Below are 2,222 nucleotides of genomic sequence, written 5' to 3' on the forward strand. Positions count from 1 at the left end.
CCGCTGTATCTTGCATGTACTACAGCGGCAGTAGCAGGCGGTGCAACTGTCTGCTCCCACTTTAATGATTCCGGTTTCTGGCTGGTAAAATCGCTGGTGGGAATGGATGAAAAGACAACCCTGAAAACATGGACTATTATGGAAACCTTGGTAGGTGTGACCGGATTTATCGTAGCGCTGATTATTTCTATGTTTGCATAATAAAGTGACGGAAACTGTTTGAACACAGATTTTCTGTCAGGGAAAAAGAAAGGAAGATTGTGATGAAATTAGTAAGTCAGGAAATGAGAAAAATAGCTCCTGAGCTGGATCCTCTTCGTATTGGAACAGGCTGGAAGCCGGAAGATCTTTCCAAGCCCCAGGTGATTATTGAAAGTACTTTTGGAGACAGCCATCCGGGAAGCGGACATCTGAATATTCTGGTGGAGGAAGTCCGTAAAGGAATTGAAAAGGCCGGAGGTCATGGCGCACGTTATTTCTGTACTGATATCTGCGACGGAGAAAGCCAGGGAACAGACGGAATCAATTATAGTCTGGCAAGTCGGGAAATGATCGCCAATATGATTGAAATTCATGCGAATGCAACTCCTTTCGATGCAGGCGTTTATCTGGCAAGCTGTGACAAGGGGATGCCGGGAAATCTGATGGGTCTGGCAAGAGCAGATGTACCGTCGGTAGTGGTTCCGGGCGGAACCATGAATGCCGGACCGGAGATGCTTACTCTGGAGCAGCTTGGCATGTACAGCGCAAAATATGAACGGGGAGAAATTGATGAGGAAAAGCTGGAGTGGGCCAAGTGCAACGCCTGTCCAAGCTGCGGCGCATGTTCCTTTATCGGAACTGCGTCCACCATGCAGATTATGGCAGAGGCTCTGGGACTTGCTCTTCCGGGAAGTGCTCTGATGCCTGCAACAAGTCCTGATCTTCTGGAATATGCAAGGCAGGCAGGAGAGCAGGCAGTAAAGCTTGCAACTATGCCGGGGATGCGTCCAAGCGAGATCGTCACAGAAAAAAGTTTTGAAAATGCCATTCTGGTTCATGCGGCTGTATCCGGAAGCACCAACTGCCTTCTTCATATTCCGGCCATTGCTCATGAGTTTGGCATTGAGATCACAGGAGATACCTTTGATCGGCTGCACAGAAATGCCCGTTATCTTCTGGATGTACGTCCGGCCGGTCGGTGGCCGGCAGAGTGCTTCTACTATGCAGGAGGTGTTCCTGCAATTATGGAAGAAATTAAGGAGCATCTGCATCTGGACGTTATGACTGTTACAGGCAAAACCCTTGGTGAAAACCTGGAGGAACTCCGAAGAAACGGTTTCTATGAAAAATGTGAGAAATGGCTTCAGGAATTTAACAGACGCTACAATGTAAATCTTACCAGAGAGGATATTATCCGTTCTTATGACAATGCCATCGGAACGGACGGAAGCATTGCCGTTCTCAGAGGAAATCTGGCTCCGGAGGGAGCAGTGATCAAGCACACTGCATGTCCAAAGGAAATGTTCCGGGCAGTTCTGAACGCAAGACCCTTTGACAGTGAGGAAGAGTGTTTGGATGCAGTGCTTCATCACAGGGTACAGAAAGGCGATGCAGTATTTATCCGCTACGAGGGTCCGAAAGGAAGCGGAATGCCGGAGATGTTTTATACCTCTGAGGCAATCAGCAGCGATAAAGAACTTGGAAGAAGCCTTGCCCTGATCACAGACGGACGCTTTTCCGGGGCATCCACAGGACCGGTTATTGGACACTGCAGCCCTGAGGCTGTTGAAGGCGGTCCCATTGCTCTGGTAGAGGAAGGAGATCTGATCGAGATTGATGTTCCGGCCCGTAAGCTGAACATTATCGGAGTCAAAGGTCAGCGCAGATCTATGGAAGAAATTGATGAGATTCTGGAAGAACGCCGCAAAAACTGGCAGCCCCGTGAGCCGAAATACAAAAAAGGCGTGCTTCGTTTATTCAGTCAGCATGCGGTAAGCCCCATGAAGGGCGCTTATCTGGAATAGATATTTACAGGAGGCAATTATGGGAGTAAAAGATTCTGGTCAAAATACGCACATATTCATTACCATAGGAGAGATCATGCTTCGCCTGACCCCTCCCAACCATGAAAAAATCCGAATGGCCTCCAGTTTTGAGGCAAGCTACGGCGGAAGTGAAGCAAACATTGCGCTGGCGCTTGCGAATCTTGGCATAGACAGCACCTTTTTTACAGTTGTCCC

General features: G+C 48.6%; 3 protein-coding genes. All 3 read left to right on the forward strand.

Translation table 11 applies throughout. The features are described 5' to 3' along the window. Nucleotides 1-201, forward strand: a 201-nt coding sequence (locus QVP40_RS11640; protein WP_442852293.1) for a GntT/GntP/DsdX family permease, incomplete at its 5' end; no start/stop codon positions are given. 62 nt (nucleotides 202-263) lie between these two features. Beyond that, on the forward strand, nucleotides 264-2,006 hold the full coding sequence (gene ilvD, locus QVP40_RS11645; protein WP_022068577.1) for a dihydroxy-acid dehydratase: 1,743 nt from the start codon (nucleotides 264-266) through the stop codon (nucleotides 2,004-2,006). A 19-nt stretch (nucleotides 2,007-2,025) separates the two neighbouring features. Continuing rightward, nucleotides 2,026-2,222: PfkB family carbohydrate kinase (locus tag QVP40_RS11650; RefSeq protein WP_288200534.1), on the forward strand; the 197-nt coding region annotated here is incomplete at its 3' end.

Origin of the sequence: Blautia sp. CAG:257, from assembly GCF_000433815.1 — a bacterium.
GTDB classification, from domain to species: Bacteria; Bacillota; Clostridia; order Lachnospirales; family Lachnospiraceae; genus Blautia_A; species Blautia_A caecimuris.

Excerpts from the sequence above, each read along its gene's own strand:
- ilvD (WP_022068577.1), top strand. The coding sequence starts at position 264 with ATGAAATTAGTAAGTCAGGAAATGAGAAAAATAGCTCCTGAGCTGGAT.